Here is a 23767-nt window from a genome sequence, read left to right as displayed (position 1 = left end):
GTGGTTCATCGAGTTCACGTTTAGTGACCCCCATGTCCAGTACTCCGAAGTTCTTGCAAGGTGTCTTCTCGTTCACCGGTACCGGATTGACCAAGGCAGCGCCGTTGGATCCTTCCTTGACGTATCAGGTGCCGGCCGGGATGACCGTTCAACCGCTGTATTTCCGGGGAGGGAACAGCAGTTCGGAACTCGTCTACGTGGCATTGCACCGTGACCAGCAGCCGATGAGATGGTTCCCGATGGGAGCGAGGGCATCGGTGAACGTTCCATTGCGCGTGGTGGAGGACGTGGATCCGGACAGCTTGCTCGAGCTCGTCTTCGCCGCGCCCGAGGGGTGCAGCGGCGAAATCGTCGTCGACTTCGGATTCGTGGAGTTCTGATGGAACGCCTGGTGGTGGTCGGCAACGGGATGGCCGGCGCGCGAACCGTGGAAGAGATACTCGAGCGGGGTGGGGGGACGCGATTCGAGATCACGATGATCGGCGACGAACCATACGGCAACTACAACCGGATCATGCTCTCGCACGTACTCGCCGGTGAGAGTTCCATCGACGACGACGATCTGATGCTCAATCCGATGGCTTGGTACCGCGAGAACGACGTCAAGCTCTACGCCGGTGACCGCGCGGTGGCGCTCGATCGCTTCGCCAAGACCGTCACCTGCGAGAGCGGCCGCGAAATCGACTACGACACTCTGGTGATCGCGACCGGCAGCAACACCTTCTTCCCGAACATGGACGGCCTCCGGGCACCCGACGGGCACCTCGCCCGCGGCGTGTTCGGGTTCCGCACCATCGAGGACACCAACGGCATGTTGCAGATGGCGTTGTCCAGGGACGACATGCGGGCAGTGGTGATCGGTGGCGGACTCCTCGGCCTCGAGGCGGCCTACGGACTGCGGACACAAGGCATCGACGTCGACGTGGTGCATTCCCCCGGTCACCTGATGAACCAGCAATTGGACGAACGCGGCGGCCGGGTACTGCGCAACAAGATCGAAGAGCTCGGAGTCGGCGTCTACACGTCCAAGCGCACCACCGCTGTACTGCGCGACGACGAGGGCAGGGTGACCGGAGTCGGCTTCAACGACGACACCTCGCTGCCGGCCGACATGATCGTGGTGACTGCCGGCATCAGACCCAACGTCGAGTTCGCTCGCCTCGGCGGGCTGGTGGTCGAGCGCGGAATCGTCGTCGACGACCAGATGCGTTGTGAGGACGAAGGTTCCATTTACGCGGTCGGCGAATGCTGTCAGCACCGCGGCGAGGTCTACGGTCTCGTCGCACCACTGTGGGAGCAGGCGGGTGTGCTCGCAGACGTACTGACCGGAGCCGATCCCAAAGCGGCTTACCACGGTTCACGTTTGACGACCAAGCTGAAGGTGGCCGGAGTCGATGTCGCGGCCATGGGTGTGAAGGGTCCCGAACGCGACACGGACGAGTTCGTCCAGTTCTACGAACCTCGCAGCGGCACATACAAATCCGTGGTGGTGCGAGACAACAAGCTGATCGGCGCGATGTTGCTCGGCGACATCAGCAAGGTCAGCTTCCTCACCCAGGCCTTCGACGAGAAGGTGCCGCTACCCGATGAGCGCATCAGCATGCTCTTCGACATGGGCACACCCAGCGCCGCGACAGGTGCAGCCGAACTGGCGGACGAAGTGCAGGTGTGCAACTGCAACGGCGTCACCAAAGGCGACATCGTGGCGTGCGTGCACGCCGGGGCGAAATCGGTCGGCGAAGTCGTTGCGAAGACACGCGCCGGAAAGGGTTGCGGCTCGTGCAAAGGCCTGGTCGCCGATGTCGTCGCCTGTGCCGCGGGCGGAGCGCTGGCCGAAGACCCGTCTGCGGACTGGTACGTACCCGCCATTCCGTTGAGCAAGCCCGAGCTGATCGAACAGATCCGGGAACGCAATCTGCGATCGGTGTCGGCGATTCTCGCCGAACTCGCACCCGACGGCGAAGACGTCACAGCCAAGATGCCACTGGCATCTCTGCTCCGGATCATCTGGGGCAACGAGTGGGAGGACGAACGCGGCGCGCTGTTCATCAATGACCGCGTGCATGCCAACATCCAGCGCGACGGCACCTTCTCGGTTGTACCCCAGATGAAGGGCGGCGTCACCAATCCCACGCAGCTGCGCAAGATCGCCGATGTGGCCGACAAGTACGACATCCCCATGATCAAGGTGACCGGTGGTCAGCGGATCGACCTGCTCGGTATTCGCAAAGAAGACCTGCCCAAGGTCTGGGAAGACCTCGACATGCCCTCGGGATACGCCTACGGGAAGAGCTTCCGGACGGTGAAAACCTGTGTGGGAACCGATTTTTGCCGGTTCGGTCTCGACGATTCCACCGGCCTCGGGATTGCGATCGAGGAGCGCTACCAAGGGCTCGAGTCGCCCGCCAAGCTCAAACTGGCGGTCACGGGGTGCCCACGTAACTGCGCCGAAGCTCTGTGTAAGGACTTCGGTGTGGTGGCTGTCGGTGATGGCCGATGGGAGATCTATGTCGGCGGGGCCGCCGGTGCCCACATCCGTAAAGGTGATCTGCTCGCGACCGCAAACGGCGCCGAGGAGGTCATCCGCATCTGCGGTGTTTTCATCCAGTACTACCGCGAGACGGCCAAATGGCTCGAACGGACCTACTCCTGGGTGCCCCGAATCGGCATCGACGAACTGCGGGCGATCCTGATTGACGATCGCGACGGCATCGTCGACGGGTTGCTCGAACGTATCGGCATGTCCATCGCGGCCTACAGCGATCCGTGGAAGGAGCGGTTGGCACCGAAGTCGCCGGCACAGTTCACTCCGGCCCTGCCGCTCATCAAGCTGCCTCTGGTGCCGGTCCGATGAGCGCGCCCGCATCCACGGCGGTGGGTCCCTTGAGCGACCTCACGATCGGAGAGGGCCGCGCGTACGTGGTGGAAGGCAGCCAGGTGGCCGTCTTCCGGATGTCGGACGGCACTGTGCGGGCGTTGGGCGCGGTCTGTCCGCACCGCGGCGGGCCGATCGCCGACGGCCAGACCGACTCGACGAAGGTGATGTGCCCGTTGCACCAGTACACCTTTTCGTTCGAGGACGGCAGATGCACCAACAGCGACGACATCGAAGCGCTACCGCACTACCGAGCCGAGGTCCGAGACGGGATGATTCACGTCTGGGCCTGATGGTCGTCGATCGGGCCACTCGTGCGGACGAAGGCGCGGTCCTCAGCGCTGACGGTACCGACGAGGCGTTCCGGGCACGGTCGGGGTGGCGTCGGGGCGGGTCAGGAGATCCGCTCGATCGAGACAACCGGTGTGGTGATACGCCAGGTGCGCACATCGGGGTCGTCCGCGGCGCGCACCCAGAATTGCGCCGACTCCCCCACCCGGCACGACTTCACACCCAGGAGAGGGATGTCCTCGGAGTCGCGGCGCAATCGACTCACGGCCCAGTCCTCGTCGTCGGTGCCACCGACGCCGGGAGCCCGTAGCAGGGTCATCTCACCGAAGTCCAGCAGATAGGTCGACGTGCGGGTCACCACGGTCCAGACGCCATCATCGGTGCTGGGATCGATCTCTCGAACGTTGGCCACGAGAGGAACCTTACCGAAGCCGTCAGCGGGATTCGCTGTCGGTGAGAACAATTGGCGACCCTTCAGCCCCGGTGTCGGTGAGTGGGACCCCGAGGAGGGCGTCGACGGCGGCACCGAGATCGGCAGGCGCGGAGGCGACACTACCCAGACCGTCGAGACTGTCGGCCGCCCAGGCATCGATTGCAGCTAGAGCCTTGGGGGTGTCGAGGTCATCTGCAAGGTGCTGACGTAGTCGCTCGATCGTCGGGGCGGCGTCCGGTCCAGCGCCACGCCGCACGGCACGACGCCACCGGTCCAGGCGCGCCGTCGCCTCCGCGAGCACGTCGTCGGTCCAGGCCCGGTCTGTGCGGTAGTGCCCGGCGAGCAGGCCCAGCCTGATCGCGGCCGGATCGACTTGTGCCGCCCGCAGTTTGGACACGAAGACGAGATTGCCCCGCGACTTCGACATCTTCTCCCCGTCGAGTCCGATCATTCCCGTGTGCACATAGTGTTTGGCGAATCGGCGCACACCGGTCAGTGCCTCTGCATGCGCCGCGGAGAACTCGTGGTGCGGGAAGATCAGGTCGTTGCCCCCGCCCTGCACATCGAACTCGGCACCAATCCGGTTCAAAGCTATTGCAGCACATTCGATGTGCCAACCCGGACGGCCTCGGCCATGCGGTGAGTCCCACGACGGCTCGGACTCGCGGGCGGCACGCCACACCAGGGCGTCAAGGGGGTCACGCTTGCCCGGACGATCGGGGTCACCGCCACGTTCGGCGAAGAACCGTTGCATCGTCTCGTGGTCGTAGCCCGATTCGTATCCGAATTGCTCGGTGGCGTCGGTCCGGAAGTAGATGTCCGGGTATTGCGGGTCATCGACGATGTAGGCGGCGCCTGAGGCCAACAGCTTGTCGACCACCTCGACCACCTCGCCGACGGACTCCACCGCACCGATGTAGTCGCGAGGAGGAAGCACCCGCAACGCGGCCATGTCTTCTCGGAACAGGTTGATCTCGCGTTGACCGAGATCCACCCAGTCGATCCCGTCGCGGTTCGCTCGTTCGAACAGGGGGTCGTCCACGTCGGTGATGTTCTGGACGTAGTGGACATCATGACCGAGGTCGCGCCACACGCGGTTGACGAGATCGAAGGTCAGGTAGGTGGCTGCGTGACCCAGATGTGTTGCGTCATAAGGTGTGATGCCGCACACATACATGGTCGCCGTGGGGCCGGGGTTCACCGGCCGCACCTGACGGTCCGAGGTGTCATAGAGCCGTAGAGCCGGCCCTCTACCGGGTACTGGCGGAACGGCGGTGTCAGACCACGACTGCATGACAACACCTTAGGGCGGGGATGGGGGAAACCGATTTCAGGGCCGAACTTCCGCTCGGGCGGAGCGGTCTCGGCGCGGCGACGGCGCTCAGAACGCCGGCCAGGGAATCGGCCTGGATCTGTTCGCGTCAGGCATCACCGGGTCACCGAGCATGATGGTCGCACGCATGGCGAGGGCCTCGATCTCGGCGGCGGTGATGAGCCCGCTGAGCTTCTCCCGAAGCGGTGAGGTTTCCTCTCGCAGCGCGTCGAACAGGCCGCCGACGTCCTCGAGGAGGTGCGCCGGGATGTTCTCGCCTGCCCAGCCCCACAGGACCGTGCGGAGTTTGTCGTCGCTGTGCAGACAGATGCCGTGATCGACGCCGTACACCTGACCGTCGAGGCCCTCGAGGACGTGCCCGCCCTTGCGGTCGGCGTTGTTGATCAGCACGTCGAGTACGGCCATCCGTTGCAGGCGCGGGTCGTCGGCATGCACGAGCACCACGTCCTCACCCCGGGCATCGATGGCCGACAGGATCACTTTCCAGCCCTCTGGCACCAGATCCGGCGAGCAGAGGTCGACCACGTCGAGCCGCGTGGGCAGTCCGTCACTGGGCTCGGGGGTATCGATCCAGCGCTGCACCATCCCGGGACCGAAGGGGCCGTCGCGCAGCAGCGTCACCGGGATCACCGACCATCCCAACGCCTCGGACACCAGATACGACGCGACCTCGCGGCCGGCCAGCGTGCCGTCGGGGAAGTCCCACAGCGGTTGTTCGCCCCGCACCGGCTTGTAGACGCAGCGGACCGCGGTCTCCCCGACCACTGCGTCGCACACGAGGGTGGCGTTGCTGGCGGACCGGATCTGCCCGATCAGTTCGAGGTCGCCCTCGGCGAGCACCTCTGCTACATCGACGGGTTTCTCACTGGGTGCTGCCACCGTGGACTACCGACTCGGCTCGTCGCCGGAGGTGGGCCCGGGTTCGTCGCCGGGTTCGTCGTCCTCGATGCCCTCGAGGAGGTCTGGATCGATGAACTCGAGCGAGGGGCCGAACTCGGTGTCCCGGCGGTACCCGTTGGTGCGGACGCAGATGTGTCCGGCGTTGTCGAGCGGTTCGCCACAGAGCGGGCAGGGTTCGCGGCCGGCAGAGATGACGCGGCTCGAGCGGGTCGCGAACTCACGCGCGGCGCCCGTGCTGAGGAACACGCGGACGGCATCGGGCCCGTCCTCGGTGTCGTCGAGCACCACACTCTCGTCGAACTCACCCTCGGTGATGGCCAGGAGCTCGACCACCACGGCCTCGGATTCCGAGTCCCAGCCGAGTCCCATCGTGCCGACCCGGAATTCGGCATCGACCGGCATGACGAGAGGGCTGAGGTCTTCGACCCGGGACAATTCCGCGGGCAGTGGCGTGCCGAAGCGGCGGTGCACTTCTTCGAGCAACGCGCCGATCCGGTCGGCGAGTATCTGGACCTGCTGCTTCTCGAGCATCACGCTGATCACGCGTGTCTCGTGGACAGCCTGTAGATAGAAGGTCCGGTCGCCCGGTTGGCCCACCGTTCCGGCGATGAAACGATCGGGACTACGGAAGACGTGTATCGCTCTGGCCATGGCACCTCCCTTTTCCGAGTTCGATTATCCCCATTTGATGGCGGTTCGCCCACGACACGAGGTCGCCGCTGGACGCGGCCCACGTGCCGTGGCGGTCAGGTGCCCGTCGAGCCACCCACCACCGCCTCGTCGGACTGTGGTTCGCCGGAGTCGGAGGGTTTCTGTTCCGCGGCTTCGCTCGGTTTCGGCGCACTCGGGATCGACGGCAGCGTAGAAGTGCAGTTCACCGCGTGTACGTACGGCCTGGCGAGGCTGTACCTGATCACACTCACCGACGCGGGTTCGACCACGATCCGCTGGAATGCGTCGAGATGCATGCCCATCGCGTCGGCCAGCACCGCCTTGATGACGTCGCCGTGCGTGCATGCGATCCACACACCGGCGCCGTCCTCTCCAGCGAACCTGGCATCCAGTTCACGAACTGCCGCCACCGCGCGTGACTGCACCTGCGCGAGCCCCTCCCCGCCCGGGAAGATGGCCGCGGACGGTTGTTGCTGGACCACGCGCCACAGCGGCTCGGACAAGAGTTCCTTGATCGGCCGCCCCGACCACTGGCCGTAGTCGACCTCCACGAGCCTGTCCTCGACGATCTCGGGACAGCCGAAGTGCTCGACGAGTGGCGCCACCGTCTGTTCACACCGCTGCAGGGGTGATCGGACGACGGCGGCGAGTCCGCTGAGCCCGCCCAATCGTTCGATCAGTGCGGCGGCCTGGGTGCGGCCGTGGTCGTCGAGGTTCACACCTTCGGTACGACCGGCCAGGACCCCGGATGTGTTGGCCGTCGATCGACCATGGCGAAGCAGAATGACCGTCACACGAATCAGCTTAGGCGGACGTGGGCACCGCGCCCGGTTGTGGACGCAGCGCCGAACAGGAACGGATTCTGTTCAGGTGACTCAGGTGGCACTGATCGCCCCACCGGCGAGCAGGCCCATGACGACCAATCCGAGGATGATCCGGTAGGCGACAAACCAGTTCAGGGAGTGGTTGGCGACGAACTTCAGCAGCCAGGCGATCGAGGCGAAGCCGATGACGAAGGCAACCAGGGTGGCGACCAGCAGCTGTGGTCCACTCGCCTGCATGCCGTCGCCGCTCGGGCTGAATGCATCCGGCAGGCTGAACAGCCCCGACGCGGTCACGGCCGGGATGGCCAGCAGGAAGGAGAAGCGCACCGCGGCTTCCCGCTCGAGGCCCAGGAACAGTCCGGCGCTCGAGGTGGCACCGGAACGCGAGACACCGGGAATCAGCGCCAGGCACTGCGCGAATCCCATGACAAGGCCGTCGCGCCGGGTGAGTTGTTCGATCGGTCGTTTCTTGGCGCCGTACCGTTCGGCCAGAAAAATCACCAACGAGAAGACGATGAGCATGGTGGCGATCAGCCACAGGTTGCGTGCGCCGGTGCGGATCTGATCTTTGAACAAGAAGCCGAGGACGCCGATCGGAATGGTGGCGATGATCACATACCAGCCGATCCGATAGTCGAGATCCCGGGCTTCGGGGCGGCGCAGGCCGCGGAACCACGCCGCGATGATGCGGACGATGTCCCGGGCGAAATAGACCAGCACCGCGGCCTCGGTGCCGAGCTGGGTCACCGCAGTGAACGACGCGCCGGCATCGTCGCCGAACCACACCTCCGAGACGATGCGCAGGTGGCCGGAGGACGATACGGGCAAAAATTCGGTCAGGCCTTGCACGGCACCCAGGACGATCGACTGGGCCCAGCTCATCGAGTCGGTCACGGCAGCCGATGCTACGGGACGTGCGGCCCCACCCCTGTCGAGCGACGCGCACTCCCCCCGGCCGTCCATGCCCCGGTCGTCAACGAGCAAGATGGTTCCCATGAATGTGCGCGGCAGAGGCCTGATCGTGGCAATGATGGTCGCGGCACTCGTGGTGACGGGTTGCTCGGATTCGGAAGAGACCCCGGACGTCCCGACGATCACCCCACAGACCCCGATCGCCGCACCCGCGGCAGATGGGTCCGATCGGCCCGCCGGTGTTGTCGTACCGGTACCCGGAGCCGGGACTGCACTGGCGTTCTGCCCGAGCACTTCCCAGCTCGCGCTGCTGTCCGACGACGGGCGGACGGTTCTCTTCTACCCCACCGCCGGTCTGGCAGCCGGGAGTGTGCCTGCTCGCGCAGTCACATTGCCCGACAGGGCATCCGGGTTCGGGACGTTCAGTGGTGGGAAGCTGCAGGTGCTTGTCTCCGACGCGATGTTGACCGTCGATTCGGCAGACGGCGCGATCACGACCACCGATGTGCCGGGAACCCCGGTGTCGTCGTTGCTGAGCTCGACCGGTGAGACCTTCATCGGTACCGAGGGTGGTGAGATTCTGCGGGTGGACGCCCAAGGCGCGGTCACGGGGACGATCGACGGACTCGTCCGGGCGGATGCGCTCGCCGAACACGACGGCCAGGTGGTTGTTCTCGACCGTGCGCAGTCGTCGGTGACCGAACTCGACTTGGCGGATGACGACCTCGGGGTCGCTATCCGTGCGGGCGACGGTGCGACAAATCTCACGGTGGATCACTTCGGGCGTTTCCTCACCACCGACACCCGTGGTGGCGAGTTGCTGGCGTTCAACGGGGACCCGTTGGTCAACAGGTTCCGCTATCCGGTGGCCTTCGGACCGTACGCCGTAGACTACGACGACACCCACAACTTGGCGTGGGTGAGCACCACCGGAAACAACAAGGTCACCGCCTACGAGTTGTCCACCGGGACACCGGTTCAGCAACGCCAGTTCCAGACAGTCGGGCAGGCGAACTCGATGGTGGTGGACCCGAAGACGGGAACGGTGTATCTGCTCTCGGCCCGTGGTGAGGGTCTGCAGATCATCAACCCCGACCAGCAGTGAGGTGACTTTCGATTGGCAGGTAAGCGCAACCGCGGATTTCCGCGGGAATGGGATATGTCGGCAGACGACTACGAATACGTCCCCCTGCGCCTCCCGCCCGACGTGACGCGGGTGACGGCATCGATGCGGCTGTCGATCCAGGCGGAGTTCGGGGGGTGGGAGCTGTCGCGGGTGCGGTTGTATTCGGACGGTAGCCGCAAGGTCCTGCTCCGTAGGCGCAGGCCACGGCTGGCGCCGACCGACCTTCCCGACACCGGGTTGAGCGCGTGATCGAGTCGCTCTATCGGCGGCTGTACCCGCTGCTCCTCGCACTGATGTTCCGTGTACCGGCAGAGCGGATCCACCGCGTCGCAGCGGCGATCATCAACTTGGTGGGCCGGGTCAAGCCGCTTCGCCTCCTTGCCGGCCGCGTCTTGGTGACCCACGATCCGGTACTGCGGTCGCGCGTCTTCGGGATCGACTTCCCCGCGCCGCTCGGACTGGCCGCGGGCTTCGACAAGAACGCGGAGGCGATCGACGCCTGGGGTGCACTCGGTTTCGGATTCGCCGAGATCGGTACGGTCACCGGTGCCGCTCAGCCCGGAAACCCCGGACCGCGGCTGTTCCGCCTGCCTGCCGACCGTGCGCTCATCAACAGGATGGGCTTCAACAATCATGGGGCGGGCGCGGCAGCCAACCTGCTCAGACAACGTAAGACGACAACGACGATGGTGCCCATCGGTGCCAACATCGGCAAGACCAAGGTTGTCGCGGCCGAAGATGCGGTCGAGGACTACCTGATCAGCGCTCGACTACTCGGACCGCTGGCGGACTTCCTCGTCGTGAACGTCAGTTCGCCGAACACGCCGGGCCTGAGGGATCTTCAGGCCGTGGCCTCCCTGCGTCCGTTGCTTGCCGCGGTACAGGAGTCGGTGGACATTCCGGTACTGGTGAAGATCGCTCCCGACCTCGCCGACGACGACATCGACGAAATCGCGGACCTGGCAGTCGAATTGGGGCTGGCGGGCATCGTCTGCACCAACACCACCATCAGCCGGGACGGGTTGGCCACCCCTGCGCATGAGGTCGAGGCGATGGGCGCAGGCGGGTTGTCGGGCGCCCCGCTCGCAGACCGCTCGCTCGAGGTCCTACGCCGACTTCACGCTCGGGTGGGCGGCAGGTTGACGCTGGTCAGCGTCGGCGGCATCGAGACCGCGGATCAGGCCTGGGAGCGCATCCGGGCCGGCGCCTCGCTGATCCAGGGTTACACCGGTTTCATCTACGGCGGTCCGTTGTGGGGCAAGCACATTCATCAAGGACTGGCCGACAGGGTGCGCGCTGCCGGGTATACCTCGATCACCGAGGCGGTCGGCAGCGCGGCACCCTTGTCCGACTAGTCTCCGGCCGACTGCTCGTACGTGCCGTGGATCACGGCACGTCCGATCGCATGGCTGAAAAGATTGAATCCGAGGTAGGCCGGCGTCGCACCATCGGGCAGCCCAAGACTCTCGACATCCACCGCGTGCACCACGACGAAGTACCGGTGCGGGCCGTGCCCGGGCGGCGGGGCGGCGCCGATGAACCGCGGCGCCGAGGCGTCGTTGTTGAGGGTCACGGCTCCGGACGGGAGAGACCCGTCGGCGCCATCACCGACGCCGGCGTCGAGCGACGTGACCGACGCCGGGATGTCCGCGACTGCCCAATGCCAGAATCCCGAGGCGGTGGGAGCATCCGGGTCGTAGACGGTGACCGCGAAGCTCTTGGTGTCCTCTGGGAAGCCGGACCAGCTGAGCTGAGGCGAGATGTCCTCGCCGCCGGCTCCCATGATCCCGGAGACCTGAGCCTTGCCGAGCGGTGCGCCGTCGGTGATGCTCTCGGATGTCAGGGTGAAACCGGGCAGGTGAGGTAGTGCGTCGTACGGGTTGTAACTCGACATGTCGTTCGCGTCCTTTCCGTAGGGGTCAATCCTTGAAGCGTGCGGCCATCAGCTGTGGAGCAAGAAGTGCTCGAGCACATCGGTACCGAACAGAACCGATTCCACCGGTACCCGCTCGTCGATTCCATGAAACAGCGCGGCGAAATCGAGGTCGGTCGGCAGTTTCAGCGGAGCGAAGCCGAAGCACCGAATGCCCAGGCGTGCAAAGGCTTTGGCGTCGGTGCCGCCGGACAGCATGTACGGCACGGTGCGGCCCTCGGGGTCATGGGCCAAGATCGCGTCATTCATCGCATCGACCAGGTCACCGTCGAACGTGGTCTCGTACGAGTCGAGTTTCGTGACCCATTCCCTGGTGACCTGTGGCCCGATGAGGGCGTCGACCTCGGCTTCGAAGGCAGCCTGACGTCCAGGCAATACCCGGCAGTCCACCACGGCGGTGGCTTTCTGCGGAATGACGTTTGCCTTGTACCCGGCATTGAGCATCGTGGGGTTGGCCGTGTCCCGCAGGGTGGCTCCGATGATCCGGGCGATCGAGCCGATCTTGAACAGGGTGGTTTCCAGATCCGGTGTGTCCGGGTGCAGTTCGAGCCCGGACTCCTCCGACACCGCGGCCAAGAACTCCGAGACCGACTCGGTCATCACCAACGGGAACGTGTGCCTGCCCAACCTCGCAACAGCTTCGGACAAGATTGTGACGGCGTTGTCGTCGTGCAGAAACGATCCGTGGCCGGCTGTTGCGGTTGCCGTCAGCCTCATCCAGGCGATGCCCTTTTCCGCAGTCTCGACGAGATACAGGCGTTTTTGTCCGCCGTCGGGCCGGTCGACGGTGAGAGAGAAACCGCCGACTTCACCGACAGCTTCGGTGACCCCTTCGAAGAGATCGGGCCGGTGTTCCACGAGCCAGTGCGAACCCCACTTGCCGCCGGCCTCTTCGTCGGCGAGAAAGGCGAACACGATGTCGCGAGGGGGAACGGTGCCGTCGCGTTTGAACTGCCGGGCAAGGGCCAACGCCATTCCCACCATGTCCTTCATGTCGACCGCGCCCCTGCCCCAGATGTAACCGTCCTCGACAGACCCGGAGAACGGATGGACGCTCCAGTCGGCAGGCTCGGCCGGTACGACATCAAGATGGGTGTGCAGCAACAACTTGCCCCGGGTGGAGTCGCTGCCGGGCAGGGTTGCGAAGACGTTGCCCCGGCCGGGCTGGCCGGATTCGACATACTCGGTCCGGTAGCCCACGTCCTCGAGTTGCTGCTGCACCCAGCGGGCACATTCTTCCTCGCCCTTGGTGGTCTCGAGCTCACCGGTGTTGCTGGTGTCGAAGCGGATCAGCCTGCTGACCAGGCCGACAACTTCATCGGTTGCGGTGGGAGTGTCGGTGTCTGGGCTCACCTGCTCATTCCTATCATCCTGACGACGTTCGGACCGGGCGCTCAGCGGAGTCGACGATTCCAGGGTCAGGTCAGATGGTCGAAATCACCCCGCACCCAACCGATGTGGCGTTGAGCCGAGTGCTGGACCGCAGCTGCGGCGTCCGCGGCGATGAACTCGGCGAAGTTGCCGTACAGGCGATCGAATCGGAACCTCCCGATGTCTCGAGCCAACCGGTCCACCACCGCCGCCGACAATGGGATGCGGTTCGGATAGCTCCGCATGAAAGACACCGTGGCCCGGTCGGGATTGGGCAGGACGGTGTCTCCGGAAAGCAACACACCGCGCCCCTGCGCTCCGGCGCCCCAATGCGCCACGGCGCTGCCCGGAAAGTGCCCGCCCGGTTGCGCAAGTGTGACCCCCGGCAGGACTTCGAGGTCACCGCTCCACGATTCGATGACCGGATCCGTCCGGGCCAACCACTCGAGATCGGCGTCGGCCACCAGGACCGGTACCCGCCCCAGTGCATGGCTCCACTCCACCTGGACACCGAACATGTGCGGATGACTGGCCACGATGGCCACCACATCTCCCCGATCACGTACCGCGGCAACCGACCGCTCATCGATGAAACCGAGGGGGTCCCACAACAGGTTTCCGGCCTGGGTGCACAGCAACTTGCTCCGCTGACCGATCCCGACTCCCGGTACGGCGCGCAGCTCGTGGAGCCCGGGTTCGAGTTCAATGATCTCGACGTGATGACCGTCCGCCGTCAACTCGGCGAGAGAGGCCCACTGTTGCCCGCCTGGCGGTACGTATTGGCGCTCGTCGGCACAGATCCGGCATGTCTGTGGTCGCCCGCTGCCGTGCTCCACGGCGCATGTACGGCAGATCACCGTGTCCAGGTCCATGAGACAGATTGTTAGCACCTTGCCCGCATCGGTAGACGAGAATCGTCTCGAGATGGTCGTGTCCTGGGGATTTGGGTTGCAGGCCGGCAGTCGGCTAATGTTATCCGGCGCTGGCAGGTTGACTGCCGGCGTGACTGGTCCGAGTGGCGGAATGGCAGACGCGCTAGCTTGAGGTGCTAGTGCCCTATTAACGGGCGTGGGGGTTCAAGTCCCCCCTCGGACACACTTTGCCGGTACAGCGCGATGCTGCACCTGGTTGTCGATCGAAAAGCACCTGTCGGCGCACTCGCGCACGGCCTACTGTGCTGGGCATGGATCAATCCGCGTTTTACGGCGTCGTTGCCGCCACCAACTTCACACTGCTGGGCCTCTGGTGGGTCGCGGTCAAAGACCGCGACGACCTCACCGGCCGAGACGGCCGCGGCAGCAACCTGGCCTATCTCGTCTCACTGCAATTTGTTGTCGCCGCCGCGGTCTCGTTGTTCGCGCAGGTGGCCCCCGAGATCACTGCTGTGTGGCGCACCGGGTTCTCGATCGCCGGACTCATCGGTGCAATCGGCATCGCGATGCTCGCGGTGCAGTTCCGCACCCGCACCGACGCGAAGGTGATGCCGTGGGTGCTCGGGTGTGCGGGTGTGCCGCTGTACGTCTTGGTGTTTGTCGTCGCCCTGTTCCCCGACGTGGTCGGTGCGATGAACCTGAGCCTGTCCCCCATCGAGGCCGAAGGACTGCTGCTGTCGATCATCGTGGTCCTGGGTGTCCAGGAAGCCTGGTTCGTCTCGATGACGCCTCCACGGGCGCCGGCGGCCGACGACGGTGCCGGAGAGGCGGGCCCTACCGGCACCACTGTCCCCGGAGCCGACGCAACCGGGCGCTGACTGCGACGCTCGGCCGCAAGCGGAGGACCGTATCGCGCGGTCAGGGTGGTCGACCGGGCGCACTACAATACTCGGGTGCACGCCCACCTCATCGATCCCGCCGACTTGGCGGTCTTCCACCGTGTCCTGGACCAGGTGACCGAACTCGACGCAGATCATCCTGATTCGGTCACGGTGCAGCGGGCCGTGGCCTTGATGTTCAAGCGGGCCAAACGGCGCCGCAAGAAGCAAGCTCATCAGACCCGTCTCGACGCCGACCGGAAGGTGCTGGCGGCCACCGCGACCGGTTCGCCGGACCGCATCGACGACGAGACCGCGGGCCTACCGCTGACGGGCGCGCCCGGCAGCACCGCCGGAACGCTCATCCGCCCCCAGCCGTGCTACATCTGCAAGCAGGACTACACCCGGGTCGACGCGTTCCACCATCAACTCTGTCCACGATGCGCGGCCGCCAACCGCGACAAACGTAACCAGCACACCGACCTGAGCGGCCGCCGTGCGCTTCTCACCGGCGGCAGGGCAAAGATCGGCATGTACATCGCGCTGATGCTGCTCCGCGACGGTGCCGACCTCACCATCACCACCCGGTTCCCCAAGGATGCGGCCCGGCGATTCGCCCGGCAGCCGGACGCCGACCAATGGCTGCATCGCCTGAGCATCGTCGGTATCGACCTCCGCGATCCTGCACAGGTGACAGCGCTGGCGGATTCGGTTGCAGCACAAGGACCTCTCGACATCCTCATCAACAATGCCGCACAGACGGTCCGGCGCACCGCCGGCGCCTACAGTTCGCTCGCCGACGCCGAACGAGCACCGCTCACCGGCCCCGCGGCAGCGGTACCGGTGCTGACCATGGGAGACAGCAGTGAGCTGCATCCGCAGTCGCTCGCCTCAGGCGGCGATTCTGACTCGGCGGCCAAGGCGCTCGCCTCCCTGGCCATGACTGCGGGATCTGCGGCTCCCGCACGCATCGCCGACGGAACTGCCATCGACGCAGGCGGATTGCTGCCCGACCTGGTCGACAGCAACAGCTGGGTGGAGACCGTCGACCAGGTGGACCCGCTGGAGTTGCTCGAAGTCCAGCTCTGCAACAGCGTGGCTCCATTCATCCTGCTGTCACGGCTCACCCCGGCCCTCCGGGCATCGACGGCGCGACGCAAGTATGTGGTCAACGTGTCGGCGATGGAGGGCATCTTCTCGCGTGGATACAAGGGACCCGGTCATCCTCACACCAACATGGCGAAGGCGGCGCTGAACATGTTGACGCGCACGAGTGCCGGCGACCTCTACGAGGACGGGATCCTGGTAACCGCCGTCGACACCGGGTGGATCACCGACGAACGGCCGCACACCAGCAAGATCCGACTGGCAGAGGAGGGCTTCCGTGCTCCCCTCGACCTCGTCGACGGAGCGGCCCGGGTGTACGACCCGGTGGTGCAGGGCGAAGCCGGTATCGACCTGTACGGCTGTTTTCTCAAAGACTTCGAGCCGTACCCGTGGTGACGCCGCGGCACGACGACGCCGAAGCCCGTGTGGCTGAAGCCACTTTGACGATCACCGGCGAGAGCCTGTCGTCGATGACGGAGATCCTGAAGGGCCTGGGAGACGAGCTGGCCAACACCAGGCCGGATCTGCCGGGCGCCAACAGTCCCTACGCCATCGTGTTCCACTGCGTCGGCGTGATCGAGCACTGGGCGGGCTCGGTGATCGCCGGCCTGAAGATCCCGCGGGACCGCGCCGCCGAGTTCACTGCCACCGGGCGGGTCGATGACCTGATCACACGGGTCGATGATGTTCGTGCGCGTCTGCCCGAGTGGGTGGATGTCGCACTACGCGAAGGGATTCGCGATCGAACCGTCACCGGTTCCACCCGTCCGGAGGTCGCAACCGCCACCCCGGAGTGGGTGTTGACACACGTGGTGCGCGAGCTGGCCCAGCACCTCGGCCAGCTCGAACTCACACGCGACGTCCTTCGTCAGGCGTGACTCTTACCCACTTTGTATGCGGCACCGCCGGTTTCGCGCTTCTTCATCGCCTGGATTGCGGCATGGTGGCGGCGGGCGTGGTACGCCAGCGGGAAGTAGGTCAGTCGCTCGGGCAGAACCTTGTACGAACCACGGATCACGGTGTGCATCCGCTCGAGGTCCCGCTGCTCGCGGTCACTCCACGTGAGGCCGAGAATCTCGCGAACGCGGGGATCCATCACCCCGACCGTGGTCAGGTAGTTGAGGTTCTGGACCGGTGACATGGCGAACTTGGCGGCCTTCTTCGCCGCCGGTCGCAGTGCGGCCGGAACGGAGTCGGGAATCGGGGGCGCTTCGCGCATCTGACCGATGAGCTCCAGTGCGACCTTGTGCGCGACCAGCTTGTTGTTGACGAAGTCTTCGTAGTACTCGCCGAACTCCTCGATCGTGGTGGGGTAACCCTTCATCGGCACCTGCACGATCTTGGCGATGCGACGATTGTCGCGGAAGATCTCCTGCTTCTCCTCGGCGTTGAACTCCCGGCCGATCAGAAGTGGTCCGGCCTTGATCGTCGTGGGATACGCGGTGGCGATGACCCATTGATACGCCTCGGGATTGAGTGCGCTGATGTGTTTGCCCTGCGAGTTCTTCATCTGCAGCGGCTGGTGCATCCGGCGCAGTCTCTTGCCCTCTTCGATCGCCTCCTGTCCGCCGTAGATCCAGCGGAGAACGGAATCCACCGACCGGATCGCACGCCCGGCCGGGTCGGTGCGGAACACCGAATACTTGTCCACCACATCGCCGATCACCGGGAGCATCACCTGCATCACGAAAGCCGCACCGTTGACCGGCAGGAATGTGAAATGTCCGGTCAACTCTGCAGTGATCGAGTCCGGCGGGATCAGCTCGATGTCGCCGTCGATGTTGTTGATCAGAGAATCTTCGCCCTCACCGGGCGCAGCGATTCGGGGACGTGCCGGCGCGGCAGTGTTGGTGGATACGGACTCGGCAATCGTCATCGGAAACCTTCCATCGGGAAACGCTCGTGATCAGATTAGCACCAAAACGAGAACACGTGGCAGTTCCGCAGCACTTTCTCGGGTACATTCGGGCCATCCACTAGGGTCATCGGGTGGTTACAGTCCCCCTTATCTTCGATTGCGACACGGGTATCGACGACTCGCTGGCCTTGCTCTACCTGCTCGCCCATCCGGCCGCAGATCTGCGGGCTGTCCTGTCGACCGGGGGCAATGTGCCGACGGATGTGGTGTGTGGGAACAACCTGGCGTGGCTCGAACTGTGCGGCCGGGACGACATCGAGGTGTGTCTCGGAGCGTCAGGCCCACTCACCGGCTCACTGATGACCACCGAGGACACCCACGGGCCGCTCGGGGTCGGTTACGCGCAGTTGCCGGCGCCCACGTCGTCCCCCTCCCACCGCGATGCGGCCGACGCCTGGATCGAACTCAGCGAAGAACATTCGGGTGACCTCGTCGGACTCGTCACCGGGCCCCTGACCAACCTTGCGCTGGCCATCCGACGCGACCCGGCCCTGCCGACCCGACTTCGGCGGCTGGTCATCATGGGTGGGACGTTCCATCACCCCGGCAACACAACGCCCACGTCCGAATGGAACATCGCCGTCGATCCGGAGGCAGCCAAGGAAGTGTTCGCGGCGTTCGGTGTTGATGGTGCCCCACGGCCGATCATCTGCCCACTCGATCTCACCGAGACGATCCGGATGACGCCGGACCACCTGGGCCGCCTGGCCGCGCTCGCCGAGTCCAGCCCCGTCGAACAGCCAGGCCCCGATGATGAACAGGGGGTCCGGTCGGTGGCGAGCAATGTTGTCATCCGGCATCTGGTCGACGCCGTCCGGTTCTACTTCGAGTTCCACGAGGCCCACGCCGAGGGATACATCTGCCACATGCACGACCCGTTCGCGGCCGCTGTTGCGCTTGATCCTGCTGTTGCGCGTACCCGGCCTGCGTGCGTGGACGTGGAGACCGAGGGTGCTCTCACACGTGGGACGACCATTGCCGACGAACGGCAGTTCTGGGGTCGGGAGAACAACGCGGACATCGCCGACGCAACCGATCCCGAACTGTTCTTCGACGCGCTCATCGAACGCGTGGCGGCGTTTGCGGTGACGGTGCAGCAGCTACACGACTAGCCGTCGAACGCCTCGACGATCCTGTTCGCGGCCAGCGCCGGCGTCAGGGTGCCTCCCCGTACCTCTTCCTCGATACGGCCGCGGATCCCCCGTACTGCCTCGCTCGAGTCCAGTCGGCGGAGCAACTGGTCGGTGACCATCGACCACATCCAGTTGACCTGCTGTTTGTTGCGCCGAGCCTGGAACTCCCCCGCTTGCTCGAGCACGTCCTTGTGCTTGAGGACCGTCTCCCAGAACTCCCGGACCCCGACATTCTCCATCGCACTCATGGTGAGCACCGGAGGCCGCCAGAGGGCGTCATGTGGCGACAGCAGTCGGAGCGCACCCTGGAGTTCTTTTGCGGCACTGCGCGCCTCGCGTTGGTGCTTGCCGTCGGCCTTGTTCACCACCACGATGTCGGCGAGTTCGAGCACGCCTTTCTTGATGCCCTGCAACGAGTCTCCCGTGCGGGCGAGGGTGAGGAAGCAGAAGACGTCGACCATGTTCGCGACGGTCACCTCGGACTGTCCGACACCGACGGTCTCCACCAGGACCACGTCGAAGCCCGCGGCCTCGAGCAGCACGATGGTCTCGCGAGTGGCCTTGGCGACACCGCCGAGCGTTCCCGATGTCGGTGACGGCCGAATGTAGGCGTTCGGGTTCACCGACAGCCGACCCATCCTGGTCTTGTCGCCGAGAATCGACCCGCCCGTGCGTGTCGACGACGGGTCGACCGCCAGGACCGCAACCTTGTGGCCCTGCTCGATGAGGTGCATGCCGAGCGCTTCGATCGTGGTGGACTTGCCGACTCCCGGCACACCGGTGATGCCGACACGATACGAATCGCCGGAGTCGGGGCCCAGCGCCAGGAGCAACTCTTGTGCCTGTGCCCGGTGATCGGCCCTCGTCGACTCGACCAGAGTGATGGCTCGAGCAAGATCGGGCCGTTTGTCTGCGCGGATGGCGTCAGCCAACTGCGCCAGATCCAGTGGTGGTCTGGCCATACCTATGAGTGCCTCAAGACGCCAGCTCGTGCCCCAGTTCGGCGGCCAGCTTCGTGATCAGCTCGACCGCCGAGTCGGCGATGACCGTTCCCGGCGGGAAGATGGCAGCGGCGCCTGCGTCATAGAGCTCCTGGAAATCTCCCGGCGGGATCACTCCACCGACCACGATCATGATGTCGCCGCGCCCGACCTTGGCCAGCGCATCGCGCAGCGCCGGCACCAGGGTCAGGTGACCCGCGGCCAGCGACGAGACCCCCACGACGTGAACGTCGTTGTCGGCCGCCTGCTGGGCGACCTCGTCGGGGGTCTGGAACAGAGGGCCCACGTCGACGTCGAATCCGAGGTCGGCAAATGCGGTGGCGATGACCTTCTGGCCTCGGTCGTGGCCGTCCTGCCCCATTTTCGCCACCAGCACGCGGGGACGGCGTCCCTCGGCCTCGGCGAACTTCTCGACGATGTCGATCGCCGCGTCGATGTTGCTCACCTGTCCGGCCTCATGTCGGTACACCCCACTGATCGTGCGGATCTCTGCTTGGTGGCGGCCGTAGACCTTCTCGAGCGCTTCGGAGATCTCACCCACGGTCGCCTGATGCCGCGCCGCCTCGATCGCCAGCGCCATCAAGTTGTTGTCCATGCCGCCCTTGTCGTCGGCGGCGGCGCGGGTGAGGTTTGCCAGCGCGGCCTCGACCGCGTCGGAATCCCGGTTCGCGCGAAGCGTCTTCAGCTTCTCGAGCTGTTCTCCGCGCACCTTGGAGTTCTCGACCTTGAGGACCTCGACCTCCTGGTCCTCGTCGACCTGGTATTTGTTGATGCCGATGACGGGCTGCTGACCCGAATCGATCCGCGCCTGGGTGCGGGCAGCCGCCTCCTCGATCCGGAGCTTCGGGATGCCCTCGTTGATGGCCTGGGCCATCCCGCCTGCCTCTTCGACCTCGGCGATGTGCGCGCGGGCCTTGTTGGCCAGCTCATGCGTGAGCCATTCCACGTAATTCGAGCCCGCCCATGGGTCGATCGGTCGGGTGGTACCCGACTCCTGCTGCAGCAGCAGCTGAGTGTTACGCGCGATGCGGGCCGAGAAGTCCGTGGGCAGCGCGAGGGCCTCGTCGAGGGCGTTGGTGTGCAGCGACTGGGTGTGGCCCTGCGTGGCGGCCATTGCCTCGATACACGTCCTGGCCACGTTGTTGAATGCGTCCTGTGCCGTCAGCGACCAGCCCGAGGTCTGCGAATGTGTGCGCAGCGACAGCGATTTGGCGTTCTTCGGATCGAACTTCGCGACCAGCTCACTCCAGATCAGGCGGGCGGCCCGGAGTTTGGCGACCTCCATGAAGAAGTTCATGCCGATGCCCCAGAAGAAGGACAGGCGGGGTGCGAACTTGTCCACGTCGAGGCCGGCTTCCATGCCCGCCCGGATGTACTCGACACCGTCGGCGAGGGTGTATGCCAGCTCGAGATCGGCTGTGGCCCCGGCCTCCTGGATGTGGTAGCCGGAAATGGAGATCGAGTTGAAGCGCGGCATCTTGGTGCTGGTGTACTCGAAGATGTTCGAGATGATGCGCATCGACGGTTTCGGCGGATAGATGTAGGTGTTGCGCACCATGAACTCTTTGAGGATGTCGTTCTGGATGGTCCCGGCCAGCTTCTCCGGGGGCACACCCTGTTCCTCCGCGGCCACCACGTACAGCGCCAGGATCGGGAGTACGGCGCCGTTCATGGTCATCGACACCGACACCGACCCCAGATCTATACCGTCGAACAGCTGACGCATGTCGAGGATGGAGTCGATCGCGACGCCCGCCATCCCGACATCACCGGCGACACGTGGGTGGTCGGAGTCGTAACCGCGGTGGGTGGCCAGGTCGAAGGCGACCGACAGGCCCTTCTGGCCGGCAGCGAGGTTGCGGCGGTAGAAGGCATTGGACTCTGCGGCGGTCGAAAATCCCGCGTACTGCCGGATGGTCCACGGCTGGTTCACATACATCGTCGGGTACGGCCCGCGAAGATACGGAACGGCGCCGGGCACGGTGTCCAGCGGATAGGGATGCTCGCCGTCGGTGGTGATGGCGTCACGGTCCGAGCGGGTGTACAACGGGCGGACGTCGATCTGCTCGGGGGTGGTCCACGTGACCTGCTCGGTCGAATAGCCGTGTGCCTGAGCGAGATCGGCCACGAGTTGATCGCTGTCTCCCGGTGCGGCGACCGCGGCCTCTCCCGTCAACGGGACGTCGGCGAAACTGTTCGGCACCGACTGCCCGGCCGGAGTGGTGGTCGCCTTGTTCTGAGTACTGGTCATGTCAGCTCTCCGCCTCGATCGTGTCCAGCAGTTCTGTCAGCGTCGAGATCGCGTCGATCCCGATCTGCAGGTACCCGTCCGGCGCGTTCTGCTCGTCAGTCCACGCCTTGGCCGGCCCGGCGAGCAGGACGGTGTGGAATCCGGCCTCGCGAGCGGCTGCGAGGGCGCCTGCGCCGTCGCTCTCGTAGCGCGGGTTGGCCGCGCACAGGACCGCGACAACCGGATCTCCGGACGTCGCCCTCGCGGCAGCGATGGCGTCGGCGGTCAGCGGTCCCGGATTGACCGACTCGATGCCACCGGCCGCCAGCAGGTTCGCGATGAACGTCGTACGGGCGTTGTGTTCGGCGACCGACCCGAGTGGGAGCAGCATGGCGATCGGCCGTTTTCCGTGGGATGCGAGAAACGCATCGGAACGATCCCGCAGACGCTCGAACGGCCGAGCGGTGCGGGCCAGATTCGGCGCTGCGGTCGGCAGGTCGACGAAGTCGGCCGAACCTGGTGTGGTGAGCGGCTTCTCGGCCAGGTTGGGGAATTCGTTGATGCCGGTGAGCGAGGTGGTCCGGTGGGCGACGGCCTCGTCTCGGGCTGCCAGGGAGATGGAGACCTGCTCGCCGATCCATCCGTCGTCGAGGGCCTTCTGGTACCCGCCCTTGGCCTCGATCTCCTGGAACAGGGCCCACGCCGATGCAGCGAGGTCGTCGGTGAGTGACTCGACGAACCATGCACCACCCGCGGGGTCGAGCACCTTGGCCACGTTCGACTCCTCGATGAGGAGCAGCTGGGTGTTGCGTGCCATCCGGCGGGAGAAGCTCGGGCTGGTGGTCCGGTCTGCCGGTGGCAGCGCCACGTCGAAGGGCAGCACCGTGATCTGATCGGCACCGCCGACTCCGGCGCCGAAGGTGGCCGTGGTCACCCGGAGCATGTTGACCCAGGGATCACGCTGACTCATCATGCTCAGCGCGGTCACCCCGTGGGTCACCGCTCCCCCGGCTTCAGGTGCTCCACTGACCTCGGCGACCCGTCCCCAGAGGCGGCGGATCGCGCGGAACTTGGCCACCGTTCCGAACTGGTCGTCGGTGGCCGACAGTGCGAACGTCAGCTGGTTCAGGGCCTTGTCTACAGTCAGTCCGGCCGCGGTGAGGGCCCTCAGGTACTCGACGCCGGCGGCGGTGACCAAGGCGAGTTCCTGCACGTCGGTGGCGCCACCGAGGGCGAAGTCGGTGCCGTCCACACGGATGGACCGCACGGCCGCGCCGGCCGATGCCGCCACCGCGATCGCATCGGCGAGTGCAACCGCCGGACGCCCGGAGAACGCGGCGGTCAGAGGCGCGAGGCCATAGGAGCTGACCGTGCCGACCGTCGCGGCGTCCGGGAGGAGTGGCTGGAGGACCTGAGCGGCCTCGATGCCCGCGGCACCGGCGTCGAGTGTGACCGGAACCAGATCGAGGTAGACGCCGTCGAGAACGGCGGCGAGATCCTTCGGGGCGATGGCAGAGTCACCGACCGTCAGCCACAGCCCGCTGGCCCCGTTGTTCAGTGCCTCCAGAATTGCCTGGTTCAGGGCCGCCGGATCCTGGGGCTCGCCGACCGGGTCGCCGAAGCGCTCGGTGACTCGCCACCCCATGTTGACGTCCCGCACGCGGTCGCTGCCTCGGACGAACGGGTAGGACCCGGGCAACCCGGGCTCGTCGAGTTCGTCGCGCCGCGTGTAGAGCGGCTTGATGGTCAACGCATCCGGGGTGGTGGTCGACAAGAGCGTCTCTGGGGTGTCGCGCAGATCGGCGACGTCTACGCGCTTGGACTTCGCGAGCACCTGTGCGGCGGAGTCGGACCATTGCTGGTAACTGGACTCCAGGTCGTGGAGGTCTGGTCGGGTATCCGGCATTCGGCGTGAGCCCTTCGATCTGCTTGTGACGTCGTGATCTCTATCGCATCTT

At 65.5% G+C, this 23767-nt stretch carries 23 protein-coding genes and 1 tRNA gene; 11 read left to right on the top strand and 13 right to left on the bottom strand.

Annotated features, from left to right (window positions below; translation table 11 throughout):
• The first annotated feature begins 32 nt into the window (after positions 1 to 32).
• From ACVWY6_RS21330 to ACVWY6_RS21320, 3 genes are read left to right on the top strand one after another with little or no spacing between them, the layout of a single operon-like run.
• Positions 33 to 380, top strand: coding sequence for a hypothetical protein (locus ACVWY6_RS21330; protein WP_030162977.1), 348 nt, complete (start codon positions 33 to 35; stop codon positions 378 to 380).
• Positions 380 to 2854: a nitrite reductase large subunit NirB gene (gene nirB, locus ACVWY6_RS21325; protein WP_457540750.1), complete on the top strand. Its 2475-nt coding sequence runs from the start codon at positions 380 to 382 to the stop codon at positions 2852 to 2854. Before ACVWY6_RS21330 ends, nirB begins: the two co-directional genes overlap by 1 nt.
• Positions 2851 to 3168: a Rieske (2Fe-2S) protein gene (locus tag ACVWY6_RS21320; RefSeq protein ID WP_457540748.1), complete on the top strand. Its 318-nt coding sequence runs from the start codon at positions 2851 to 2853 to the stop codon at positions 3166 to 3168. The genes nirB and ACVWY6_RS21320 overlap by 4 nt, the downstream gene beginning before the upstream one ends.
• Positions 3169 to 3269: 101 nt before the next feature.
• On the opposite strand, the gene ACVWY6_RS21315 is transcribed toward ACVWY6_RS21320, so the two are convergent.
• The 6 genes from ACVWY6_RS21315 to ACVWY6_RS21290 form a co-directional block, all read right to left on the bottom strand.
• Positions 3270 to 3578 carry a hypothetical protein gene (locus ACVWY6_RS21315; RefSeq protein WP_030162983.1) on the bottom strand — a complete coding sequence of 103 codons (309 nt, stop codon included), beginning with the start codon at positions 3576 to 3578 and terminating at the stop codon, positions 3270 to 3272.
• Positions 3579 to 3600: 22 nt separating this feature from the next.
• A complete protein-coding gene (mshC, locus tag ACVWY6_RS21310; RefSeq protein WP_457540746.1) occupies positions 3601 to 4893 on the bottom strand; it encodes a cysteine--1-D-myo-inosityl 2-amino-2-deoxy-alpha-D-glucopyranoside ligase in 1293 nt (430 codons plus the stop codon).
• A gap of 87 nt (positions 4894 to 4980) precedes the next feature.
• Positions 4981 to 5811 carry an SCO1664 family protein gene (locus ACVWY6_RS21305; protein ID WP_457540744.1) on the bottom strand — a complete coding sequence of 277 codons (831 nt, stop codon included), beginning with the start codon at positions 5809 to 5811 and terminating at the stop codon, positions 4981 to 4983.
• Between the two features lie 6 nt (positions 5812 to 5817).
• The gene (locus tag ACVWY6_RS21300; RefSeq protein WP_457540742.1) at positions 5818 to 6483 is read right to left on the bottom strand and encodes a DUF3090 domain-containing protein; all 666 of its coding nucleotides are present in this window, start codon (positions 6481 to 6483) and stop codon (positions 5818 to 5820) included.
• A gap of 95 nt (positions 6484 to 6578) precedes the next feature.
• Positions 6579 to 7298: a histidine phosphatase family protein gene (locus ACVWY6_RS21295; RefSeq protein WP_062798117.1), complete on the bottom strand. Its 720-nt coding sequence runs from the start codon at positions 7296 to 7298 to the stop codon at positions 6579 to 6581.
• An 81-nt stretch (positions 7299 to 7379) separates the two neighbouring features.
• On the bottom strand, positions 7380 to 8222 hold the full coding sequence (locus ACVWY6_RS21290; RefSeq protein WP_062798600.1) for an undecaprenyl-diphosphate phosphatase: 843 nt from the start codon (positions 8220 to 8222) through the stop codon (positions 7380 to 7382).
• A 91-nt stretch (positions 8223 to 8313) separates the two neighbouring features.
• Here ACVWY6_RS21290 and ACVWY6_RS21285 point away from each other — a divergent pair, with 91 nt between their 5' ends.
• Genes ACVWY6_RS21285 through ACVWY6_RS21275 form a run of 3 tightly spaced genes read left to right on the top strand, consistent with a single transcriptional unit; the run spans position 8314 to position 10721 of the window.
• On the top strand, positions 8314 to 9345 hold the full coding sequence (locus tag ACVWY6_RS21285) for a YncE family protein (protein ID WP_457540740.1): 1032 nt from the start codon (positions 8314 to 8316) through the stop codon (positions 9343 to 9345).
• A 54-nt stretch (positions 9346 to 9399) separates the two neighbouring features.
• Positions 9400 to 9615: a DUF5703 family protein gene (locus ACVWY6_RS21280; protein ID WP_051406572.1), complete on the top strand. Its 216-nt coding sequence runs from the start codon at positions 9400 to 9402 to the stop codon at positions 9613 to 9615.
• A 20-nt stretch (positions 9616 to 9635) separates the two neighbouring features.
• Positions 9636 to 10721 (top strand): quinone-dependent dihydroorotate dehydrogenase, encoded by a 1086-nt coding sequence (locus ACVWY6_RS21275; RefSeq protein ID WP_457541184.1) that lies wholly within the window; start codon positions 9636 to 9638, stop codon positions 10719 to 10721.
• On the opposite strand, the gene ACVWY6_RS21270 is transcribed toward ACVWY6_RS21275, so the two are convergent.
• The 3 genes from ACVWY6_RS21270 to ACVWY6_RS21260 all read right to left on the bottom strand — a co-directional run bounded on the left by ACVWY6_RS21270 (position 10718) and on the right by ACVWY6_RS21260 (position 13542).
• A complete protein-coding gene (locus ACVWY6_RS21270) occupies positions 10718 to 11260 on the bottom strand; it encodes a YbhB/YbcL family Raf kinase inhibitor-like protein (protein WP_116915361.1) in 543 nt (180 codons plus the stop codon). The genes ACVWY6_RS21275 and ACVWY6_RS21270 overlap by 4 nt on opposite strands.
• Positions 11261 to 11308: 48 nt before the next feature.
• A complete protein-coding gene (locus tag ACVWY6_RS21265; protein WP_457540737.1) occupies positions 11309 to 12652 on the bottom strand; it encodes a M20/M25/M40 family metallo-hydrolase in 1344 nt (447 codons plus the stop codon).
• Positions 12653 to 12717: 65 nt separating this feature from the next.
• A complete protein-coding gene (locus ACVWY6_RS21260) occupies positions 12718 to 13542 on the bottom strand; it encodes a hydrolase (protein ID WP_457540735.1) in 825 nt (274 codons plus the stop codon).
• Between the two features lie 137 nt (positions 13543 to 13679).
• On the opposite strand from ACVWY6_RS21260, the gene ACVWY6_RS21255 reads away from it, so the two are divergent.
• The 4 genes from ACVWY6_RS21255 (at position 13680) to ACVWY6_RS21240 (ending at position 16405) form a co-directional block, all read left to right on the top strand.
• Positions 13680 to 13765: transfer RNA gene (locus ACVWY6_RS21255), tRNA-Leu, on the top strand.
• A gap of 88 nt (positions 13766 to 13853) precedes the next feature.
• Positions 13854 to 14420: a hypothetical protein gene (locus ACVWY6_RS21250; protein WP_457540734.1), complete on the top strand. Its 567-nt coding sequence runs from the start codon at positions 13854 to 13856 to the stop codon at positions 14418 to 14420.
• Positions 14421 to 14495: 75 nt separating this feature from the next.
• On the top strand, positions 14496 to 15923 hold the full coding sequence (locus ACVWY6_RS21245) for an SDR family oxidoreductase (RefSeq protein WP_023959297.1): 1428 nt from the start codon (positions 14496 to 14498) through the stop codon (positions 15921 to 15923).
• Positions 15917 to 16405 carry a DinB family protein gene (locus ACVWY6_RS21240; protein WP_457540732.1) on the top strand — a complete coding sequence of 163 codons (489 nt, stop codon included), beginning with the start codon at positions 15917 to 15919 and terminating at the stop codon, positions 16403 to 16405. The genes ACVWY6_RS21245 and ACVWY6_RS21240 overlap by 7 nt, the downstream gene beginning before the upstream one ends.
• Here the strand turns inward: ACVWY6_RS21240 and ACVWY6_RS21235 are convergent.
• On the bottom strand, positions 16396 to 17403 hold the full coding sequence (locus ACVWY6_RS21235; protein ID WP_400730118.1) for an oxygenase MpaB family protein: 1008 nt from the start codon (positions 17401 to 17403) through the stop codon (positions 16396 to 16398). The two genes, ACVWY6_RS21240 and ACVWY6_RS21235, sit on opposite strands and share 10 nt — an antisense overlap.
• 113 nt (positions 17404 to 17516) lie before the next feature.
• Here ACVWY6_RS21235 and ACVWY6_RS21230 point away from each other — a divergent pair, with 113 nt between their 5' ends.
• Positions 17517 to 18557 carry a nucleoside hydrolase gene (locus ACVWY6_RS21230; protein WP_062798103.1) on the top strand — a complete coding sequence of 347 codons (1041 nt, stop codon included), beginning with the start codon at positions 17517 to 17519 and terminating at the stop codon, positions 18555 to 18557.
• Here ACVWY6_RS21230 and meaB read toward each other — a convergent pair.
• Genes meaB through ACVWY6_RS21215 form a run of 3 tightly spaced genes read right to left on the bottom strand, consistent with a single transcriptional unit; the run spans position 18554 to position 23715 of the window.
• Positions 18554 to 19540, bottom strand: coding sequence for a methylmalonyl Co-A mutase-associated GTPase MeaB (meaB, locus tag ACVWY6_RS21225; protein ID WP_457540729.1), 987 nt, complete (start codon positions 19538 to 19540; stop codon positions 18554 to 18556). The two genes, ACVWY6_RS21230 and meaB, sit on opposite strands and share 4 nt — an antisense overlap.
• 13 nt (positions 19541 to 19553) lie before the next feature.
• Entirely contained in the window at positions 19554 to 21830 is a 2277-nt protein-coding gene (gene scpA / locus ACVWY6_RS21220) for a methylmalonyl-CoA mutase (protein ID WP_062798099.1), read from the bottom strand.
• Position 21831: 1 nt separating this feature from the next.
• On the bottom strand, positions 21832 to 23715 hold the full coding sequence (locus ACVWY6_RS21215) for a methylmalonyl-CoA mutase subunit beta (RefSeq protein ID WP_457540727.1): 1884 nt from the start codon (positions 23713 to 23715) through the stop codon (positions 21832 to 21834).
• Positions 23716 to 23767: the final 52 nt, after the last annotated feature.

The sequence above is a fragment of the Williamsia sp. R60 genome (assembly GCF_054063855.1).
The sequence above is the reverse complement of the archived record's forward strand: the minus strand, read 5'-3'. Positions and strand labels throughout refer to the sequence as shown.